This is a genomic window from Paractinoplanes rishiriensis (genome assembly GCF_016862375.1).
GTDB classification, from domain to species: Bacteria; Actinomycetota; Actinomycetes; order Mycobacteriales; family Micromonosporaceae; genus Actinoplanes; species Actinoplanes rishiriensis.
Genome location: NZ_BOMV01000092.1, coordinates 26057 through 45153, shown reverse-complemented (window position 1 = coordinate 45153; position 19097 = coordinate 26057). Strand labels below are relative to the sequence as shown.

The 19097-nt window shown below is 68.7% G+C and carries 17 protein-coding genes; 7 read left to right on the top strand and 10 right to left on the bottom strand.

From position 1 onward, the window contains the following. The first annotated feature begins 87 nt into the window (after positions 1–87). Entirely contained in the window at positions 88–1488 is a 1401-nt protein-coding gene (locus tag Ari01nite_RS41655; RefSeq protein ID WP_203789233.1) for a glucose-6-phosphate dehydrogenase, read from the top strand. 52 nt (positions 1489–1540) lie between these two features. On the opposite strand, the gene Ari01nite_RS41650 is transcribed toward Ari01nite_RS41655, so the two are convergent. After that, entirely contained in the window at positions 1541–2599 is a 1059-nt protein-coding gene (locus Ari01nite_RS41650) for an FUSC family protein (protein ID WP_239163473.1), read from the bottom strand. Positions 2600–3176: 577 nt separating this feature from the next. Here Ari01nite_RS41650 and ctaD point away from each other — a divergent pair. From ctaD to Ari01nite_RS41630, 4 genes are all read left to right on the top strand, one after another. Then, positions 3177–4928 (top strand): aa3-type cytochrome oxidase subunit I, encoded by a 1752-nt coding sequence (ctaD, locus tag Ari01nite_RS41645; RefSeq protein WP_203789231.1) that lies wholly within the window; start codon positions 3177–3179, stop codon positions 4926–4928. An 18-nt stretch (positions 4929–4946) separates the two neighbouring features. Further along, positions 4947–5603 carry a trimeric intracellular cation channel family protein gene (locus tag Ari01nite_RS41640; protein ID WP_203789146.1) on the top strand — a complete coding sequence of 219 codons (657 nt, stop codon included), beginning with the start codon at positions 4947–4949 and terminating at the stop codon, positions 5601–5603. Then, positions 5600–6862, top strand: a complete 1263-nt coding sequence (locus Ari01nite_RS41635) for an amidohydrolase (RefSeq protein WP_203789144.1) — start codon at positions 5600–5602, stop codon at positions 6860–6862. Before Ari01nite_RS41640 ends, Ari01nite_RS41635 begins: the two co-directional genes overlap by 4 nt. A 367-nt stretch (positions 6863–7229) precedes the next feature. Then, on the top strand, positions 7230–8132 hold the full coding sequence (locus Ari01nite_RS41630; protein WP_203789142.1) for a universal stress protein: 903 nt from the start codon (positions 7230–7232) through the stop codon (positions 8130–8132). 239 nt (positions 8133–8371) lie between these two features. Here the strand turns inward: Ari01nite_RS41630 and Ari01nite_RS41625 are convergent, their stop codons facing one another. The 8 genes from Ari01nite_RS41625 to Ari01nite_RS41590 form a co-directional block, all read right to left on the bottom strand. Further along, positions 8372–8632: a hypothetical protein gene (locus Ari01nite_RS41625; RefSeq protein WP_203789229.1), complete on the bottom strand. Its 261-nt coding sequence runs from the start codon at positions 8630–8632 to the stop codon at positions 8372–8374. Positions 8633–8809: 177 nt separating this feature from the next. Continuing rightward, the gene (locus tag Ari01nite_RS41620; RefSeq protein ID WP_203789140.1) at positions 8810–9256 is read right to left on the bottom strand and encodes a hypothetical protein; all 447 of its coding nucleotides are present in this window, start codon (positions 9254–9256) and stop codon (positions 8810–8812) included. 114 nt (positions 9257–9370) lie between these two features. Continuing rightward, positions 9371–9772 (bottom strand): monovalent cation/H(+) antiporter subunit G, encoded by a 402-nt coding sequence (gene mnhG, locus Ari01nite_RS41615; RefSeq protein WP_203789138.1) that lies wholly within the window; start codon positions 9770–9772, stop codon positions 9371–9373. Beyond that, entirely contained in the window at positions 9769–10029 is a 261-nt protein-coding gene (locus Ari01nite_RS41610) for a monovalent cation/H+ antiporter complex subunit F (RefSeq protein WP_203789136.1), read from the bottom strand. Before Ari01nite_RS41610 ends, mnhG begins: the two co-directional genes overlap by 4 nt. Continuing rightward, positions 10026–10589 (bottom strand): Na+/H+ antiporter subunit E, encoded by a 564-nt coding sequence (locus Ari01nite_RS41605; RefSeq protein ID WP_203789134.1) that lies wholly within the window; start codon positions 10587–10589, stop codon positions 10026–10028. Before Ari01nite_RS41605 ends, Ari01nite_RS41610 begins: the two co-directional genes overlap by 4 nt. Continuing rightward, positions 10586–12106 (bottom strand): Na+/H+ antiporter subunit D, encoded by a 1521-nt coding sequence (locus Ari01nite_RS41600; protein ID WP_203789132.1) that lies wholly within the window; start codon positions 12104–12106, stop codon positions 10586–10588. Before Ari01nite_RS41600 ends, Ari01nite_RS41605 begins: the two co-directional genes overlap by 4 nt. Beyond that, entirely contained in the window at positions 12103–12525 is a 423-nt protein-coding gene (locus Ari01nite_RS41595) for a Na(+)/H(+) antiporter subunit C (protein ID WP_203789131.1), read from the bottom strand. Before Ari01nite_RS41595 ends, Ari01nite_RS41600 begins: the two co-directional genes overlap by 4 nt. After that, positions 12522–15350 (bottom strand): Na+/H+ antiporter subunit A, encoded by a 2829-nt coding sequence (locus tag Ari01nite_RS41590; RefSeq protein ID WP_203789129.1) that lies wholly within the window; start codon positions 15348–15350, stop codon positions 12522–12524. The genes Ari01nite_RS41595 and Ari01nite_RS41590 overlap by 4 nt, the downstream gene beginning before the upstream one ends. A 451-nt stretch (positions 15351–15801) precedes the next feature. Between Ari01nite_RS41590 and Ari01nite_RS41585 the strand changes: the two genes are divergently transcribed. After that, positions 15802–16299 (top strand): MarR family winged helix-turn-helix transcriptional regulator, encoded by a 498-nt coding sequence (locus Ari01nite_RS41585; protein WP_203789127.1) that lies wholly within the window; start codon positions 15802–15804, stop codon positions 16297–16299. A 219-nt stretch (positions 16300–16518) separates the two neighbouring features. Here Ari01nite_RS41585 and Ari01nite_RS41580 read toward each other — a convergent pair whose 3' ends face one another. Continuing rightward, positions 16519–17151: a cytidylate kinase-like family protein gene (locus Ari01nite_RS41580; protein ID WP_203789125.1), complete on the bottom strand. Its 633-nt coding sequence runs from the start codon at positions 17149–17151 to the stop codon at positions 16519–16521. A 170-nt stretch (positions 17152–17321) separates the two neighbouring features. Between Ari01nite_RS41580 and uidA the strand changes: the two genes are divergently transcribed. Further along, positions 17322–19097 (top strand): beta-glucuronidase, encoded by a 1776-nt coding sequence (gene uidA, locus Ari01nite_RS41575; protein ID WP_203789123.1) that lies wholly within the window; start codon positions 17322–17324, stop codon positions 19095–19097.

Sequence of the window (19097 nt, the reverse complement as noted above, 5' to 3'; positions counted from 1 at the left end):
TACCCAGGCAGACGCCTGCCTCCCCTCTCACCTTGACGCGTGGGGCGGCGGAGCTGACACAGTGAACGGGTGACCTCCCCAGAAGGAATGTCGACCGCAGCCGACGGCGCCGATGCCAGTACGGGTTCCGCGCCCACATTGGTGGTACTCGGCGCCAGCGGTGATCTCACCTCCCGGCTGCTGCTGCCGGCCCTGGCCGAGCTGGTGAACCGGCAAAACCCGAGCATGCGGCTGCTCGGTAGCGCCCGGGCCGACTGGGACGATGATCAGTGGCGCAGCCGGGTCCGGAAGGCCTTCGGCAAAGCGGAGACCACGCCGGCGCTCGAGGCGATTATCCGCACCACGCACTACGTGAAAGCCGACGTCACGGCTTCGGAGGACCTAGACCGCCTGGTGCGAGCATGCTCGGCGGGTCCGCTGATCCTGTACTTCGCTGTGGCCCCCGCGGTCGCCGAGCAAGCCTGCCGCGCGCTGAGCCGCATCGCTCTGCCCGCAACCACGCGGCTGGTGATGGAGAAACCTTTCGGCAGCGACGCGGCGAGCGCGGACGCACTCAACCAGGTCATGACCCATCTGGTGCCGGAGGATCAGATCTACCGCGTGGACCACTACCTCGGCCTGTCCACCGTGCTCAACATCTTCGGGCTGCGCTTCACCAACTTGATGCTCGAATCAGTCCTGGACTCCACGCACGTGGCCAGTGTCGACATCCTTCTCGACGAAAGCCTCGCGCTCGAGAACCGGGCCGGCTACTACGACCACGCCGGCGCCCTGGTCGACATGCTGCAGAGCCACGCCCTGCACGTCCTGTCCCTGCTCGCAATGGAGCCGCCGGCCAGCCTCAGCGCCCGGGACGTGCGCGACAGCGCGGCGGCGGTGCTGCGGGCCACCCGGGTGTGGGGCAACGACCCAGTCGCCAGCAGCTGCCGAGCCCGCTACACCGCCGGCGTGGTGGGTGACCGGGCGGTGCCGGGGTACGTCGACGAGAAAGGCGTCGATCCGGCCCGGGGCACCGAGACCTTCGCCGAGATCGTGGTCGAGGTGAACACCTGGCGGTGGGCCGGCGTGCCGTTCCGGCTGCGTACCGGCAAAGCCCTGCGGCAAATGGACAAACACGTGGTAATCACGTTCAAAGGACCCAGGTGGGTACCCGAGGGCCTGCTCGGCTACGAGCGGCCCGACCGGATGCACATCGGCCTCAATCCAGAGGTATTGCGGTTAGATTTCAACATCAACGGCACCGGCGATCTACGGGTAGTGGATCGGGTCCACATGGGAGTTAACCTTGAGCCGGGCGACCTACCACCCTACGGACAAGTACTCGCCGGGGTGCTGGCAGGCGACCCGACGCTGTCCGTGCGCGGCGACCAGGCGGTGCAGACCTGGCGGATCGTCGAACCAGTGTTGCGGGCCTGGCGCGAGGACGCCGTGCCCCTACAGGACTACCAGGCCGGCAGCGACGGCCCGACCAGGCTGAGCGTCGACTAGACAAGGGCTTTTCGAGGGTGAGGATCGGTACACGACTCACCACGAAGATGGGTCACTCATCCGGCCGCGCCGGGATGGGATCGGTGAACACCAGCCCGGGATCTGCCCCAGCGAACACCATGACGTCGGCCGCGACCATCCGGACACTCCCCTGTGCGGCAGCAAGCGCGGACTGGGCCGACACCCGTGCTCCGTGCTCGACCAGCCACATCGCCAGCTCCACACCATCCTCGGCCATGTTCTGCCGAGTGTCCTGACCCCCCGGATTCTCGGCCACCTCGTCCATCGCCCCGGCCAGGTGCCGAATCACTGCCGCCAGCCTGGCACGCTCGGGCCCGTCGACGGCTGTGGCGGTGCGGGTCAGCATGAGACAGCTGCCTGCGAGAAGATCCAGATGATCCGCGCCTGCTCGCTCAGCCACCACGAGTGCAGCTCGCCGCCGCCAAGCCAGGCCGTGCCGGGTGATGCGGTCGCTGGCGCTGCGGGCGGTACCGAGAGCCGTGAGATCGTCTCGCACGCTCCGCAGCTTCACCGTAGCGGCCATCGCACGCTGTTGGTCCCCGTGCTCGACTGCATCCCCGGTCATCCGTAGACCGTCAGCCAAGCTCGAGAGCACCGCGGCCTCTGCACGCCTCAGAAGCCGCAGTGGCTCCGGAGTGAACAGCACCTGGCTGAACGCCAGCGCAACCGCGGCACCGATGACGGCGTCCACCATCCGGTCCCCTCCACGCTCGGGGTGAACGAGCACGACGACGAGGATCACGCTGACGGCAGCCTGGGCTAGGACGATTCGCGCGCCGTCTACGACCCTGGCGAGCAGGATGGCGGTAAATGTCGCCACCGCAAGGGTCCTGACGCCCCCACCGGCAAGCCAGACCGCTACCTCACCGACAAGGACGCCGATAACTACCCCGGACACCAACCGCACGGCGTTCGATCCCCGCTGGCCCAGCGTAGCGTTCAACCCGACAACCGCCGCGATCGGCGCGAAGAACGGGTCTGCATGACCTGCCACCCGCACGGCAATCAGCCAGGCCACGACCGCGGCGGCACTCTGCTGGGCCAGCGGCCATACGGCCCTGATCCACCGCTGCGACCTCGTCCACACCATCGGATCCACCCCACTGCATCCCCGGCGGCCTACCGCCGCCCCAGAGCCGCCGATTCCGACCCACCGGTGTCACCGAAACCGGACCTTCAGTCCAGCCTGCCCCGCTCTGCTCCAATCCCCGCCGTCACTGCGCCATAGAAACTCCGCCGCAGCGACGAGATACCGCACCATCTGAGACTGCGGCTGCCCGTGCTCACGATGGCAAGTCCAGCCGCAGCCGACCGGTCCCGAGCCGCCGCACTCACCCCTCACAGTCAGCATCGACCTGCCGGCGGACGTGCCCGCGGCCGTTCTGATCGACGCCTCCCACGACGCTGACCTGCTATGCGTCGGCCACCGTGCTATGCCGATGGACCCAGGCAAGGCCGAGGAGTACGTCGTGCGGCTCTACCCGTTCGCGAGCACGTTGCGGCCGGGTCACCGGATCGCGGCGCTGTCCAACAACGAGCCACGTGACTCCCGCATCCATTCAGCTCGTGGTGCCGCTCACCATATAGACCACGGCTGCGCATGCGACGCGATCAGCGTAGCGTCGGTCTCGGCCGGAAGCACTCTCCGAACGTCGCTGGAGGACGCCATGACTGCGGTCGAGCCGCAACCGGTTGTCGCCCGCCCGTGGCCGGTAAGGCGCCAGGTGAGAGGCTCCGCGCTGGCGCGGATACTGCGCACCACCGATGCGAAGCAAATCGGGATCATGTATATGATCACGGCTTTCGCATTCTTCATGATCGGCGGCCTGATGGCGCTGATCATGCGCGCCGAGCTCGGCCGGCCGGGCATGCAGATCCTGTCGCCCGAGCAGTACAACCAACTGTTCACCATGCACGGCACGATCATGCTGCTGTTCTTCGCGACGCCGATCGTGTTCGCGTTCGCCAACTTCGTGGTGCCGATCCAGATCGGCGCGCCGGATGTGGCGTTCCCGCGGCTGAACTCGTTCGCGTACTGGCTGTATCTGTTCGGCGGGCTCATCGCGGTGGGCGCCTTCTTCACGCCCGGTGGTGCGGCGGACTTCGGCTGGACCGCGTACGCCCCGCTGAGCGACAGCATCAACTCCCCGGGCGTGGGCGGCAACATGTGGGTGATGGGCCTGGTCCTGTCCGGACTGGGCACCATCCTCGGCGGGGTCAACATGATCACCACGATCCTGACCCTGCGCGCCCCCGGCATGACCATGTTCCGGATGCCGATCATGACGTGGAACATCCTGGTCACCAGCCTCCTGGTCATCCTGATCTTCCCGTTCCTGGCCGCCGCGCTACTGGCGCTCGGTGCGGACCGGATCCTTGGCGCCCACGTGTACGACCCGGCCACCAACGGCCCGATGCTGTACCAGCACCTGTTCTGGTTCTTCGGCCACCCCGAGGTCTACGTCGTGGCGCTGCCGTTCTTCGGCATCGTCAGCGAGGTCATCCCGGTCTTCAGCCGCAAGCCCGTCTTCGGCTACAAGGGTCTGGTTGCGGCGACCCTGCTGATCGCGGCGCTGTCCATGACGGTGTGGGCCCACCACATGTTCGCCACCGGCCAGGTGCTGCTGCCGTTCTTCAGCTTCCTCAGCTACCTGATCGCGATCCCCACCGGCATGAAATTCTTCAACTGGATCGGCACCATGTGGCGCGGCCAGATCAGCTTCGAGACACCGATGATGTTCGCGCTCGGCTTCCTGGTGACCTTCCTACTCGGCGGGCTCACCGGCGTCCTGCTCGCCTCACCGCCGGTCGACTTCCACGTCCACGACAGCTACTTCGTGGTCGCCCACTTCCACTACGTCCTGTTCGGCACCATCGTCTTCGCAGTGTTCGCCGGCATCTATTTCTGGTTCCCCAAGATGTTCGGCCGGATGCTCGACGACCGCCTCGGCAAGCTGCATTTCTGGTTGACCTTCATCGGCTTCCACACCACATTCCTGGTGCAGCACTGGCTGGGCGCCGAGGGCATGCCCCGCCGCTACGCCGACTACCTGCCCGGGGACGGTTTCACCGTACTCAATTCGGTGTCCACCATCGGCTCCTTCATCCTCGGCGCCTCGACGCTGCCCTTCCTCTACAACGTCTGGAAGTCGTACCGATACGGACAGTTGGTCACCGTCGACGACCCCTGGGGTCACGGCAACTCGCTGGAGTGGGCCACCTCCAGCCCGCCGCCGCTGCGCAACTTCGACCGCATGCCCCGCATCCGCTCCGAGCGGCCCGCGTTCGACGCGAAGTTTCCCGAACTCGCGGCGGGCGGGCAGTCTGCCGCCGGGCCTCCCGAGGGCGGAGCACGTCCGCTGGCCAGCGAATCCGATGGCGGTGCCTCGTACACCGAGGACCGCTCCGAGAACCGCTGACCGCCGGACCTGGCACCCATGGACGTTCCCGAGGGCTTCGACCCCGGGCTCATCCTCGCCTTGAACTTGGCGGGCACGTTCGTATTCGGCCTCAGCGGTGGCTTGGCCGGGGTACGAGCGAGGCTCGACCTGGTGGGCGTTGTCGTGCTCGCTGCGGTCGTCGGGCTGGCCGGCGGCATCATCAGGGACGTGTTGATCGGCACGTCTCCGGCGACCTTCCGGGACTGGCGGTACCTGGCGGCCGCCGCGGCGGCGGGACTGGTCTGCTTCTTCGCCGGCCGCCTTTTGGAGCGGGCCGAGCGCAGTGTCATGGTCTTCGATGCTCTCGGCCTCGCCCTGTTCGCCGTGACGGGTGCAACCAAGGCGCTGAGATTTGGGTTGGGACCAGTGCAGGCAGTCCTCCTGGGGGCGATTACCGGCATCGGTGGAGGGATGCTGCGCGACGTGTTGCTGCGGCAGGTCCCGACGGTGCTGCGTGAAGGGCTGTACGCGATACCGGCGCTGCTCGGAGCCGCGGTGCTGGTCATCGCGCAGCAGGCCGGCAGCACCAACCCCGTCTTTCCCGTGCTCGGCGCTTCCGTCTGCGCCGCTGTGCGGCTGTTCGCATTGAGGTACGGGGTCGACGCACCCACCCCGCCCCACTCCCCACCGCCGACGAAGGAGCCCTCACGATGACCATCAACGGCTCGCCGACGGCGAGTGTTCTCAGCGGCCTGGACGAAACCCGGCCCTGGCAGGAAGCGCTCTACCGGCACCTGCATGAACATCCCGAGTTGTCCCATCAGGAGCACGACACCGCATCCGAGGTGGCGAAACGGCTCGGCGGCTTCGGATACGAGGTTCACCAGGGGGTCGGTGGGACCGGCGTGGTCGGTGTGCTGCCCAACGGTGACGGGCCGACCGTCCTCTTGCGAGCCGATATGGACGCCTTGCCGGTCGAGGAACACACCGGTCTTCCATACGCGAGCACGGTCACCGCGCGCAACCGGGACGGCAACGAGGTGCCCGTGATGCACGCCTGCGGTCACGACGTTCACGTCACCTGCCTGCTCGGCGCCTGCGCCCTGCTGTCCCAGGCCCGGTACGCCTGGCGGGGCAGGGTGGTCGCGCTGTTCCAACCCGCCGAGGAAGTCGGCGATGGTGCGCGGAAGATGGTGGAGGACCGGCTCGCCGAGATCGTCGGCCACGTGGACGTGGCGTTTGCTCAACACGTGCTACCAATGCCGGCCAGCGTGGTCGGCACCCGCCCCGGCCCGGCGCTGTCCGCTGCCGACAGCGTACAAATCACCGTCTACGGCCGAGGCGCGCACGGCTCGATGCCGCACGCCGCGGTCGACCCGGTCGTGCTGGCCGCGATGATCGTGGTACGGCTCCAGACCGTGATCGCTCGTGAGGTCGACCCGACGGATCCGGCCGTCTTGACGGTCGGCAGCATCCAGGCGGGTACCACCAGCAACGTCATCGGTGATCACGCCGTGCTGCAACTGAACATCCGCACCTATAACGACAAGACCCGGGAAGCCATCCTGAACGCGGTGAAGCGGATTGTGATCGCCGAATGTCAGGCGTCGCGGTCGCCCAAGGACCCCGAGTTCCTGCTGTCCGACCGCTTCCCGCCGACGCAGAACGATCCCGTGGTTACCGCAGGGGTGCGGGCGGCTTTCGACGCCTTCTTCGGCGCTCGCTCCCAGGACCTGCCGCTGCAGTCTGCGAGCGAGGACTTCAGCGATATTCCGAACGCGTTGTCCGTGCCCTTCACGTACTGGGGCATTGGTGGAACCGACCCCGCGGCCTACCATCGGGCGGTCGACGCCGGGCGAGTCTCCGAGGACATCCCGGTCAACCACTCCCCCGCCTTCGCGCCGGTCGTCCAACCCACCCTCGACACCGGCACCCAGGCCATGGTGGCGGCCGCCCTGGCCTGGCTGACCTGACCCGCCACGCAACCGCTACACGAACAGGCTCAGGCCGACGTCACGGTCGAGCTGAGCATCCAGTGCGACACCATCGACGAACTCGCGGCGGCACGCGTTACGCTGATCGACGCCGGTGCCTACACCAGCGCGTCGAGCCATGGCGCCACCAAGAGCGTCTACGGCGCCGACCCGACGGCAACGAGTTCGAACTCATGTGGATGCTGCCCCGCGAGGCGGGACGAGTACGAGAACGCCGCGCCTGTCGACCACCTCGACCTGGCGGCTGAGCTGCGCCGGTGGAGCGGCGTGGGGCACGGCCGGCCCGCACGGGGAGTTGCCAGCGGTCAGTTAATCCGACCGGTCGTACAATCGAAGGCGGTGCATTATGAGCATCACCAGCGTAGTAGTAGGTGTCGACGGTTCAGCCGAGGCCGAGCAGGCCCTGATCTGGGCACTTCATGAAGGCAGATTGCGGGGCCTGCCAGTGCGGGCAGTCAACGTCTGGCACCCGAACGGCACGGCCCAGCAGACCGAGCGGCTCGCCGCGTTGACATCCGTAACCGGGCTGCGCGAACGCCTGGGGCGCGACGTCGCGGCCGGTGTGCGGGCGGTGGTCGAGGGTGCCGGGGCGACGGACGTCGCGGTGACCACCGACGTCCGGCACGGCCACCCCGCCCAGGGGCTGATCCGCGAAGCGGGCGTCGACTCGCTGCTGGTCGTCGGGTCCCGTGGACGCGGCAGCCTCGCCGGTTCCGTCCTGGGGTCGGTCAGCCAGACCTGCGCTCAGTATGCGCAAACCCCGGTGGTCGTCGTACGCGGAGATAGGCCGGATTCCGCGACAAAACGGGTGGTGGCCGGCGTGGACGGGTCCCCACATTCGGTACGTGCACTGCGCTTCGCCCACGATGCGGCCGCCCACCGTGGCGCCGAGTTGCAGGCGGTGCACACCTGGACTGTGCCGTATATGGGATTCGCCGGGCCGATGGCGTGGCCGCAGGACGCGCTGGACGAGATCGAAGCGCAATCCGCGACGACCCTTCGGGACAGCGTTCGCCGCGCCGCACTCGACGCTACCCGAGCTCAACTGAAGGCATACCTGGTGCAAGGACCGCCGGCCGCGTCGCTGCTGGAACTCGCCGAGGGCGCCGACCTGCTGGTCGTCGGATCACGGGGCTACGGCGGCTGGAAGGGACTCCTGATGGGCTCGGTGTCCACCCACTGCGTCACGCACGCACCCTGCCCCATTGCCGTGATCCACGACGACGGCGACGCAGACGCGCTCGTGTAATGCGTCGTGCCAATCTGCCTGAAGGTCATCCTCAATCGGAAACGGCGCACACGGGCGAGCCATCTCCGGAATCGTCACCGCCGGCCGCAACAGCGTCGAGGTGTTCGGAGCCGATGCCGACAAACCGGTCACCGGGCGACATGGTCGAACCCGGCCGGAACCGCGCCATCACCCCGAGGCGGCGGCCGTCACGTTCGAATCGGTGAGTCCGCATGTCATCCGGTGCTTCCACGCGGCGGTCATTCGAAGAGCGAGTGCCCATCACCGTCGACGCGGTGGCGAGCTCGCCGCCGCAGCTGGATCACGACGATGTCCACCGCGGCCACGACGGCGAGGGCGACGAACAACCAGCCGAGCGCTATGCCGACCCGGAACAGCAGCACGGCGAAGACCACCGACGTGACGAGTCCAAACGCGGCCAGCAGCAAACGAAGATTCAGGGCACTGTAGGCGTGGCCGACCGTACCGCGCCGGTCAGGCGGTTGAGGTTCAAGCGGCATAGTCCCCGATACCCATCGGTCCCGTCCCGCAATCGTCGAGCGCCACCGCCTCTGCGCCCAGCCAGGCTCCTTCGCCGACGATCCGCTCGGCACGACAATGCCGCGGACCTTCGCCGACACGGCAGTACCCGGAATAGCCGGTGTCCGAAACCACATCCGGTACGAGTTCGACGACAGTCAGCGGGCCCGCTCGAAGGTCGGCCGAATGCACCCATTCAGCGCCGAGCCGTTTACGCCGGGCAGCGAGCGACGCCCGCGCCGTATCAGGCTGCCCGGCACCCGACGGCGCAGCCGACACCAGGACCGACGATTACACTGATTGTGATCGACCACCGGCGCCAACTTCGTCGGTGGCACACAGCCTGCGAAGTCCCAGAACTTAGGACTCCGCGGCACCACCGGCGGACCGGCGGCCGCCGACGGACATGCCGCATCGTGCACGTCGCACGCCCGGAGAAGCAGAGTCATGAGTTTCTCCTCCTCGCGGATCAGCGCTTGGTACTTCTCCGGCAGGCTCTTGATCACGTCGATCTCGGCGGCCAGCTTGGTGTAGATCTTCTCCCGCAGGGCGGGGTCGTCCTCGACCTCCAGATACTGCGTGGCGTGCCGCCGGGCAGCCGACACGGCATTCTGCGCCCGGCCCTTCGGGCTGAAGACCCGCCCAGATGGTTGCGGTCACGTCCATACTCAACTCCCTGCTCGCGGCGGCTTCCCGGCCCGTGTTCCCATGGCGCCGAATCAGGCGTCTTGAACCCGCCGTGCGTGGGCCGCATCGTCAGCCTGCTGCTGTCCGTCACCGTCGGCGCGGTCGGCGGCGAGTTCGTCGACCACGAGAAGATCGGTGCGGACGTGCCGGGAGCGGTAGACGGCTCGGCCGACCATGTGGGCGGAGACGGGTGCGGTCGCCAGTTGGAAGATGCCCACCAGCACCAAGGTGGTGATGTCGATGGTGTTCTGCAATCGCAGCGCAGCGCCGGCAAGAATGAGCAGCAGCCCCAGCACCTGCGGCTTGGTGGCGGCGTGCATGCGGGACAGCAGGTCGGGAAAGCGCAGCAAGCCGACTCCGGCCGCGAAGCTGAGCAGCGCTCCGGAGATCAGGCAGGTGCCGGCGAGGATGTCGACGACGGTCTGGAGGGTCATCGCCTGCTCCACGGGGCGAACCGGGCGACGCTGACCGAGCCGATGAAGCCCAGGATGGACAGGACCACCAGGATGGGCAGCGACGTCGCGTCGCGGGTGTAGGCGGCCTCCGCGGCGATGGCGCACACCACGACGGCCAGGAGCACGTCCACCGCGACGATGCGGTCCAGCGTGGTTGGTCCACGCACGACCCGGACGAGCACGAGGGTCAGCGCCGCGAAGAGCAACATGGACACGGCGATACCAACCACGGTCATGGAAGTCTCTCCTTCGCAAGCATGCTGATCTCGGCGGCGGAGCCGATGGCCCGGACGATGCGGGCCTCGGTCTCGTACACCTGGCGGCGGAACCGTTCCACGGCGTCCCGGTCGGCCACCCCAATGACGTGGATGTACAGCGTCGTCGAGGCCTGGTCGGTGTCGACGATGAGGCTGCCGGGGATCAGCGAGACGGCCTCCCCGGTGAGGGTGAGCACGAGGTCCGACCGGACGCGCAGCGGTACCCGGATAATGGCGCTGCGGGGTCGGTGACCGAACCGGAAGGCCAGCACAGCCAACTGCACGCTGGCCACCACCAGGTCGGCGAGGAACCGCCCGGCGAAACGGAGCAGCCCGACCGGGCGCGGACGCCCGGCGAACGTGACGGGCGGCAGCGGGAAGACGGTCAGCACGACGGCGGCAACGAGGAGCCCGCTGATCAGGTTCGCCCAGGAGAAGACACCCCAGAGCAGCATCCACACGGTGACCAGCGCTGCCGCGGCCACGACGCGGTCACGCCATCGGGACGGCGTGGTGCGGGTTGTTACGGCGTCGGTCATGGCGGCTCCTCGCCGAAGACGGCGTGCACGTACGGTTCGCGGTCACGGAGTTCCGCGGCGGCCCGGGTGGTGAGTTCGTACAAGGGCCCGGAGATCACGGTGAGCCCGGTGCTGAGAATGACAAGCGCGAGCGTGGAGCTGACCATCAACCGCGGCAGCGCCCGGCCGCGAGTGGCGCCGTCGAGCGCCGGCATCTCAGCATGCGGCGCACTCCAGAACGCCAGATTCCAGACCCGGCCGATCGCGTACAACGTGAGCAGGCTGGTCAGCACGCTGCCGGCGACCAGCGCCCAGGCCAGGGCACCGCCGTCTGCGACACCGGCCTGCAGCAGCCCGAGCTTGCCGAGGAAGCCGGAGAACGGCGGGATACCGGCGAGGTTCAGAGCGGGCAGGAAGAACAACACGCCCAGAACGGGCGCCAGCCGCGCGAGTCCGCCCAGCCGGTCCAGTGTCGTGGTGCCACCGCGGCGTTCGATCAGCCCGGCGGCGAGGAACAGCGTGGTCTGGATGACGATGTGATGCACGACGTAGAAGATCGCACCGGACAGCCCGGCGGCCGAGGCGAGCCCGATGCCGAACAGCATGTATCCGATGTGGCTGACCAGCGTGAACGACAGCAGCCGTTTGATATCCGACTGGGCGATCGCGCCGAGGATCCCGACGGTCATGGTCAGCAACGCGGCCACCAGCAGGAGGTCGGCGGCCGGGCCGTCGGGGAACAGCAGCGTCTGGGTACGGATGATCGCGTACACGCCGACCTTGGTGAGCAGGCCGGCGAAGACGGCCGTGACCGGCGCGATCGCGGTCGGGTAGCTGTCGGGCAGCCACGCTGAAACAGGGAAGACAGCGGCCTTGATGCCGAACGCCAGCAGCAGCATGCTCTGCAGGCCCAGTTGCAGGCCGTCGGGCAGCGCGTCGAGCCGGCCGGCGAGCTGAGCCAGGTTCAGCGTGCCGGTCGCGGCGTAGATCAGGCCGATCGCGGTCAGGAAGACCATCGACGACAGCAGACTGACCACCACGTACGTGGTGCCGTCGCGGATCCGGCTGCGCGTAGCGCCCAGGGTGATGAGCACGTAGCTGGCGGCCAGCAGAATCTCGAAACCGACGTAGAGGTTGAACAGGTCGCCGGCCAGGAAGGCGTTCGTGACGCCGGCCGTGAGGATGAGGTACGCCGGGTGGTAAACCGCCACAGGGGTAGCGCCGTCGCCGTCGGCCAAGCCCTGGCCGATCGAGTAGACCAGCACGCACAGCGTCACCGCCGCGGAGACGACGAGCATCAGGGTCGCGAGCCGGTCGGCGACGAGCACGATGCCCAGCGGCGCCGCCCAGCCGCCGACGGCGACCGTCAGCGGTGCACCGGTGCTCGCGAGCACCAGCAGCGCGATCGCGACCGCCAGAGTGCAGGTCAGCACGAGCAGGCTCACGACCCGTTGCAGATTCGGACGCCGGCGGATCAGCAGCGCAACGGCGGCACCCAGCAACGGCATGATCACCGGCAGCGGAACGAGCCATGTCATCGCGGCTCCCCTTGCGTCGCGGCCTCGGGTTCCGGCGCGTCCTCGTCCTCGAGGCCCTGGTCCCGTTCCGCCCGCCGCATGATCCGCCGGTCCTCGACGTCGTCCTGCACGTCGTCATGACCGGTGAGCAACCAGCTGCGGTACGCCATCGCCAGCAGGAACGCGGTCATCCCGAGAGTGATCACAATGGCCGTCAGGATCATGGCCTGGGTCAGCGGATCGCTCATCGCCGGTTCCGCGGTGAGGCCCACGATCGGCGGTCCGCCGTACGTGCCACCGAGCAGGATCAGCAGGTTCACCCCGTTGCCCATCAGGGTTATGCCGAGGATCACCCGGGTCAGGTTGCGTTCCAGCAGCAGTGTGACGCCGGCGGCGAACAGCACGCCGACGATGATCACGAGCAGCAGGTTCGGGCTCACACCAGTTCCTCCTCGCGGGCTATCGCCTCGGCGCGTTCGCTCTGCTCGTGGCGGTCGACCTCGGCGCCCAGGCTGCGCAGGATGTTCAGCACCACCCCGATGACCACGAGGTACACACCGACGTCGAAGACCATCGACGTGACGAAATGGACGTGACCGAGCACCGGAAGGTGCCAGTCCAGCAGGGCACTCTGCAGCACCTCGCCGCCGGCGACCAGGGCGGTCAGGCCGGTGCCCAGCGCGATGAACAGGCCGGCGCCCATGATCACGCCGGCATCGACCGGCGCCGCCACATCCAGCTCGTGCCGGCCGCCGGCCAGATACCGCAACACCAGCGCCAACCCGACGACCAGACCGCCGGCGAAACCGCCGCCGGGCGCGTTGTGACCGGCGAACAACAGGTAGACCGAGAACAGCACGATCGTGTGAAACACCAGGCGGGTGACCACCTCGAGGATCGGCGAACGCAGCCCGGCGTCCAGCGTATGCCCGGCCATCAGCCACACCTGGCCCCGCGGCGGCGTCGGCAACGGCGGGCGCCGCACGCCGCGCCGCAGGCGCCGGGACCCGCCGAAGACGAGGCTGGCGACACCGGTGGCGGCCACCAGCAGCACGGAGATCTCACCCATCGTGTCCCAGGCGCGGATGTCGACCAGTGTCACGTTGACGATGTTGCGGCCGCCGCCGTAGGACACGGCGGGTTCGGCGAAGGCGGTGGAGATCGAGACGGCCTGGCGGCCGGCTGTTGCCACGTACGCCAAACCGGAGATCACCGCGCCGACCGCGACCCCGATGCCGACCTGCAGCCACCGGCTGGCCACCAGCGGCCGCACCGAGAAGTGCCCCGGCAGCCGCCGCAGCACCAGCACGAACATCACCATCGTGCACGTCTCCACCAGGAACTGCGTCAGCGCCAGGTCCGGAGCGCCGTGCAGCACGAAGAGCATCGCCGTCGCGTACCCGGTCACGCCGACCAGCACTACCGCGGCTAGGCGGCGGTTGGCGCGCACCGCGAACACCGCGGCGATGACCAGCGCGACGGCGGGCACGAGCTGCAACGGGTTGTCCCACGGGCGGAAACCGCCCGGAACCGGCCGCCCGGCCAGCAGAGCGGTGCCGCCCAGCAGCACCAGCACGGTCAGGATGGTGCCCAGGTAGATCGGCAGCGAACCCCGCTGGGTGGCGCCGGTGACCTCGACCGCCAGCCGGCCCAGCCCCCCGGTCGCCCGTTCGTAGACCGCCGCCCCGTCCAGCGGCAGCCGCACCCCTCGCCACCACCGCGTCCGCATCGTCACCGCGAACACCGCGGTGCCGCCGGCCAGCGCCAGCGCCGACAGCGCCAACGCGGGCGTAGCACCGTGCCAGAGGGCGAGGTGGTAGCGCCCGGCGTCCGGATAGGTGTCGGCATACCCGGCCAGCAGACCGTCGAGCGCCGACGCGGACAGCCCGGCGGCAAGACCGGCCACAGCGAGCACCGCCGCCGGGGCGAGCAGCGACCACGGCACCCGGCGGACCGCACGCGGCGCGACCCCGGGCTTGTCGGCGAAGGCTCCCCACAGGAAACGCAAGGTGTACGCGACGGTCAGCACCGACCCGGACACGACGCCGGCCAGCACCGTCCACTGCCACCAGTCGCCGCCGAGGAAGGCATCGAAGATCGCCTCCTTGCCGACGAACCCGGCCATCGGCGGCACGCCCGCCATCGAGATCGCGGCGAGCACGGCCACCACCCACAACGCCGGCGCCGCATGCCGCAGACCAGAGAGGTGGCGCAGGTCGCGAGTGCCGGTGGCATGGTCGACGACGCCCACCACGAAGAACAGCGCCGCTTTGAACATCGCGTGGGCCAGCAGCATCATCGCGCCGGCCAGCGCCGCATCTCGGAACCCCGCCCCGAGCGCGACGGCCAGCAGGCCCAGTTGGCTAACCGTGCCGTACGCCAGCAGCAGCTTCAGGTCATCCTGCCGCAACGCCGTCCATCCGCCGAACAGCATCGTCACGATGCCGGCGCCCAGCACGACCGGACGCCACGGCACGGCGCCGGCGAGCACCGGGCTCAGCAATCCGATCAGGAACACCCCGGCCTTGACCATCGCCGCCGCGTGCAGGTAGGCGCTGACCGGCGTCGGGGCGGCCATCGCCCGCGGCAACCAGAAACTGAACGGGAAGATCGCCGACTTGGACAAAGCACCGAGCAGCAGCAGGACCACGGCGGCGGCCAGGTAGCCGCCGTCCGGAAGAGTCACCGCCACCTGCGACCAGCGGTAGCCGTCGGCATGCTCACCCAGCATGATGATGCCCACCAGCATCGCCAGGCCACCCAGCGTGGTGACGATCAGCGCTTGCAGGGCGGCGCGCCGGCCGGCCCGGCTGGTCGGATCGTGGCCGATCAGCAGGTACGAGAAGACGGTGGTCAGTTCCCAGAACACGTACAGGACGATGAGGTTGTCGGCGATGACTAGGCCCAGCATCGCACCGGCGAACCCGACGAAGACCCCGGCGAACCGGCCCAGTCCGGGCTCACCGGCCGGGAAGTACCGCCCACAGTAGACCAGTGCTAGCGCGCCCACGCCGCCGACGAGCAGCACCATCAGCCAGGACAGCGACGTCATCCGCAGGGCAACATCCGCTCCGAGCTGCCCGGCCCACGGGTACACCTCGGCGACCGCGCGGCCGTCGCGCATCGCAGCGGTGTGCGTGAGGGCCCACCCCAGCCCCGCGGCTGGCACCGCCGCGAGCAGGTAGAACGCCCGCAGTCCCATGCTGCGCACGATGCCCGGCGCCACCAACGCGGCAGCCAGGTGAGCGATCAGCAGTATCAGCACGCGCGATCCCCCTCTGCCTCCCGTTGGCCTGACGTACCCTCCGTTCCCGAAGGACAACCCCACCCCCAACGCGTCCCTGCCGCGTGGGCACGGCCGACCCCGACACGGACCGCTGCGCCTGGCGCCCGTCGGTCGCCCAATAGGTGATGAACCCTAGGACGGCACCGGCGGCCGCCCCGATCAGCAAACCGCCCACCACCATGGCAGCCCATGCCGGGCTGTGCAGGAGAAGACCCGGCAGCAGCCCGGTGAGCATGCCCAGCCACGCGCCCAACCCAGTGCCGACCAGAGTGGCCCCGCCCGCGGTCACAGGACCCGCATGGTCGCCGCTACGCACTCCGCCGGGCACCTTGGTGACCATAGCCCTGCACACCTCCTAATAGTTTGTATAACCAAACCATATCAGGGAGGTTGGTTTGCGCCAACCATCTATCGGTGTAGATTGCGTCACATGCGTGATGACGACGACTCGGCCAGACAGGTTCAGGAGGCGTTCACCAGCCTGCTGCGATGGGCACACCGCGGCGACGTACGCCGATCGCTCCTCGGCGCGGCGGCACAGGCGCTGACGCCGAACGACATCACCCTGCTGCGATCGATCACCGAACAAGGCCCCGTCCGCGCCTCCGATCTAGCCGCCTGGCAAGGCGTCGACAAATCGACGGTCACGCCGCAGGTGCGACGCCTCGAAGAACGCGGCCTCATCGCGCGACAGGGCGACCCGGGCGACAAACGCGCCGCGCTGCTCACCGTGACCGACGGCGGCCGGCAGAGGCTGCGAGAGATCGACCGCAGCGGGGTGCGCCTCTTCGAACACGCCCTCGACGGCTGGCCCGCCGACGACCGGCGCACCCTCGCCACCCTGATGCAGCGGCTCCTCGACGAGCTGGCCGACGTGCCGCAGAGGAACACCCTCCGTCGGCCCACCGGCAGCGGAGTTCCGGCGTGATCGGCGACGCCGCCTTCCCGGCGATGGCACGCGACCTGCTGCTGGTCGGCGGCGGCGCTTCGCATCCCGAACTCACCGACGCGCCACCCCGCACCGCCCCAGGCCCCGCCCAAGACAGACGGACAACGGCAGCGCTGAGTAATGACCCATTCCGCGAACCGCTTCCGGCGCCGCCTACGTCGCCACCGCGCTGCGCTGATTTAGCCTGATGCCGGGAGGTCAGGCGGCTGACGCGGCCTTCACCCGGCTGGCGTGGACGATGACGTCCACGCAGGCGTCCAGGCTCAGCGAGCCGGGGTTCAGCACCAAGTCGTACCCGGTCGGCTCGCGCGGGTCCCAGCCGTACAGGCGGATCGACATGTCTGCCCGCAGGTCGTCCTCGCGCCGCTGCCGCTTGGCCGCCCGGTCCATGGTGATGCCGTTGGTCCGTGCGGCCTGCTCGACCCGCCACGGCACCGCAGCGTCGAGGCGCACATGCAGAGCCCCCGGCCAGGTGGCCAGGATGAGCGCTCCGTTGCGACCGACGATCACCGCGCCCGCGCCGGCAGCATCCGTGACCCAGCGGGTGTTGCGCAGCACCAGCTCGTGGTCGTCCCGCTGAACCATCGCCACGGCCGGTCCATCAAGGGCGGCGTACGAATCACCCATCGCGGCGAAGACCCGGGCCAGCAGGCCCTCGTCGTCGCGCTGCTCCGGGGACTCCTCGATCTGTTCGGAGGAGAATGCCTGGGGGTGGAACGCCACCCCGAGCGTGTCGGCCACCCGCGAACCGACCAGATCCGCGCCGGAACCGTAGGACTCGAAGATGGTGACAACCGGCCTGATCGGATGGTCGGACGGGGACACCGACATCGCAGACGACCTCCTCCGGCGCGCCACTCGACCATCCCATCTTCCGCTGCGCCCCGAGCGGCGGCAAGCGGCTCGGCCGTTTCCAGGCAAGGGCAATTTGTTGACCTCGATGCCCTGGAGCGCGCCCAATGGTGGGAGCGGCGATGAGACGACAACCTTGGAGGCTTGGCGTGCTTCGACCTCAAGACACCGCCACCCGGGAGCGCAAGCGGCTCGACGGACTCTGGCAGTTCTCCCTCGACCCGGCCGGCGAAGGCCGCGCCGCGCGGTGGTTCTCCGGTCCGCTGCCCCATGCCCGCGAGATGGCGGTTCCGGCCAGCTTCAACGACCTTGCGGCCGACACTGCCGTACGCGACTACATCGGTGACGTGTGGTATCAGAGCACCGTGCGGGTGCCCCGCGGCTGGGACGGCCGCCGGATCGTGCTTCACTTCGAATCCGCCACCCACCGGGCCACGGTGTGGGTCGGTGACACCGAGGTCCTCTCCCATGAGGGCGGGTACACGCCGTTCGCGACGGAGATCACCGAACACGTCCGCGCCGGGGAGCCGGTCCGCGTCACCGTGCTGGTCAACAACACGCTCAGTTTCCAGTCGATCCCGCCCGGCGTCATCGAGAACACTCCGGCCGGGCCGCGCCAGCGCTACTGGCACGACTTCTTCAACTACGCCGGCATCCACCGGTCGGTCTGGCTATACCAGACCGACCCGGTCCATCTGACCGACGTCACCGTGGTGACCGGCCTCGACGGCGCTACCGGCACCGTCGAGTACACCACCGAGGGCGTCGGTGCGGCCGGCACACGCGTGGTGCTGCGCGACGCGTCCGGCCGGCCGGTCGCCGAGGCCGCCGGGGCGGCGGGCACGCTGACGGTGGAGAACGTCCACCGGTGGGCGCCCGGCGACGGCTATCTCTACGACCTCGAGGTGCAGCTCACCGACGGCGACGGCGCGCTGGTGGACAGCTATCACCAGAGCGTTGGCGTGCGTACCGTGCGGGTGGCCGGCAACCGCTTCCTGATCAATGACGAGCCGTTCCACTTCACCGGATTCGGCAAGCATGAGGATCTCGCCGTCATCGGCAAGGGCCACAACGACGCGTTCATGGTGCACGACTTCGCGCTGCTGGACTGGATCGGCGCAAACTCCTTCCGCACCTCGCACTACCCGTACTCGGAAGAGGTGCTCGACTACGCCGACCGCCGCGGCATCGTGATCATCGACGAGACCGCGGCCGTCGGTCTCAACATGGGCCTCGGCGGCGGGATCTTCGGCTCCCAGGGCTACACCACGTTCAGCCCGGAGACCATCAACGACACCAGCCGGGAGGTTCACGCGCAGGCAATCCGGGAACTGGTCGCCCGGGACAAGAACCACCCCAGCGTTGTGCTGTGGTCGATCGCCAACGAGCCGGAGAGCGACACCGAAGGCGCGGAGGATTACTTCCGGCCGCTGTTCGCGCTCACCCGCGAGCTCGACCCGACGCGGCCGGTCGGCTTTGTCAACGTCATGCTCGCGCCGTACGGGAAATGCCGGGTGTCGCAGTTCGCCGACGTGCTGATGCTCAACCGCTACTACGGCTGGTACACCCACACCGGTGACCTGGACGCCGCCGAGCTGGCCTGGGAGCAGGAGCTACGCGGATGGGCCGGCGAGAACAAGCCCATCATCATCACCGAGTACGGCGCCGACACGTACCCTGGTCTGCACTCGGTCGCCACCCAGCCGTGGTCCGAGGAGTACCAGGTGGACTACCTCGACATGAACCACCGGGTCTTCGACCGCATCGACGCGGTCGTGGGCGAGCAGGTGTGGAACTTCGCCGACTTCGCCACCACCTCCGGCGTGATGCGGGTCGGCGGCAACAAGAAGGGCGTCTTCACCCGCGACCGCCAGCCCAAGGCAGCCGCGTACGCGCTGCGGCGCCGCTGGCGGAAGGACACCTGA

Coding starts and splice junctions, on each gene's coding strand:
- Ari01nite_RS41655 (WP_203789233.1), top strand. CDS start 88: ATGTCGACCGCAGCCGACGGCGCCGATGCCAGTACGGGTTCCGCGCCC.
- Ari01nite_RS41650 (WP_239163473.1), bottom strand. CDS start 2,599: ATGGTGTGGACGAGGTCGCAGCGGTGGATCAGGGCCGTATGGCCGCTG.
- ctaD (WP_203789231.1), top strand. CDS start 3,177: ATGACTGCGGTCGAGCCGCAACCGGTTGTCGCCCGCCCGTGGCCGGTA.
- Ari01nite_RS41640 (WP_203789146.1), top strand. CDS start 4,947: ATGGACGTTCCCGAGGGCTTCGACCCCGGGCTCATCCTCGCCTTGAAC.
- Ari01nite_RS41635 (WP_203789144.1), top strand. CDS start 5,600: ATGACCATCAACGGCTCGCCGACGGCGAGTGTTCTCAGCGGCCTGGAC.
- Ari01nite_RS41630 (WP_203789142.1), top strand. CDS start 7,230: ATGAGCATCACCAGCGTAGTAGTAGGTGTCGACGGTTCAGCCGAGGCC.
- Ari01nite_RS41625 (WP_203789229.1), bottom strand. CDS start 8,632: ATGCCGCTTGAACCTCAACCGCCTGACCGGCGCGGTACGGTCGGCCAC.
- mnhG (WP_203789138.1), bottom strand. CDS start 9,772: ATGACCCTCCAGACCGTCGTCGACATCCTCGCCGGCACCTGCCTGATC.
- Ari01nite_RS41610 (WP_203789136.1), bottom strand. CDS start 10,029: ATGACCGTGGTTGGTATCGCCGTGTCCATGTTGCTCTTCGCGGCGCTG.
- Ari01nite_RS41605 (WP_203789134.1), bottom strand. CDS start 10,589: ATGACCGACGCCGTAACAACCCGCACCACGCCGTCCCGATGGCGTGAC.
- Ari01nite_RS41600 (WP_203789132.1), bottom strand. CDS start 12,106: ATGACATGGCTCGTTCCGCTGCCGGTGATCATGCCGTTGCTGGGTGCC.
- Ari01nite_RS41585 (WP_203789127.1), top strand. CDS start 15,802: ATGCGTGATGACGACGACTCGGCCAGACAGGTTCAGGAGGCGTTCACC.
- Ari01nite_RS41580 (WP_203789125.1), bottom strand. CDS start 17,151: ATGTCGGTGTCCCCGTCCGACCATCCGATCAGGCCGGTTGTCACCATC.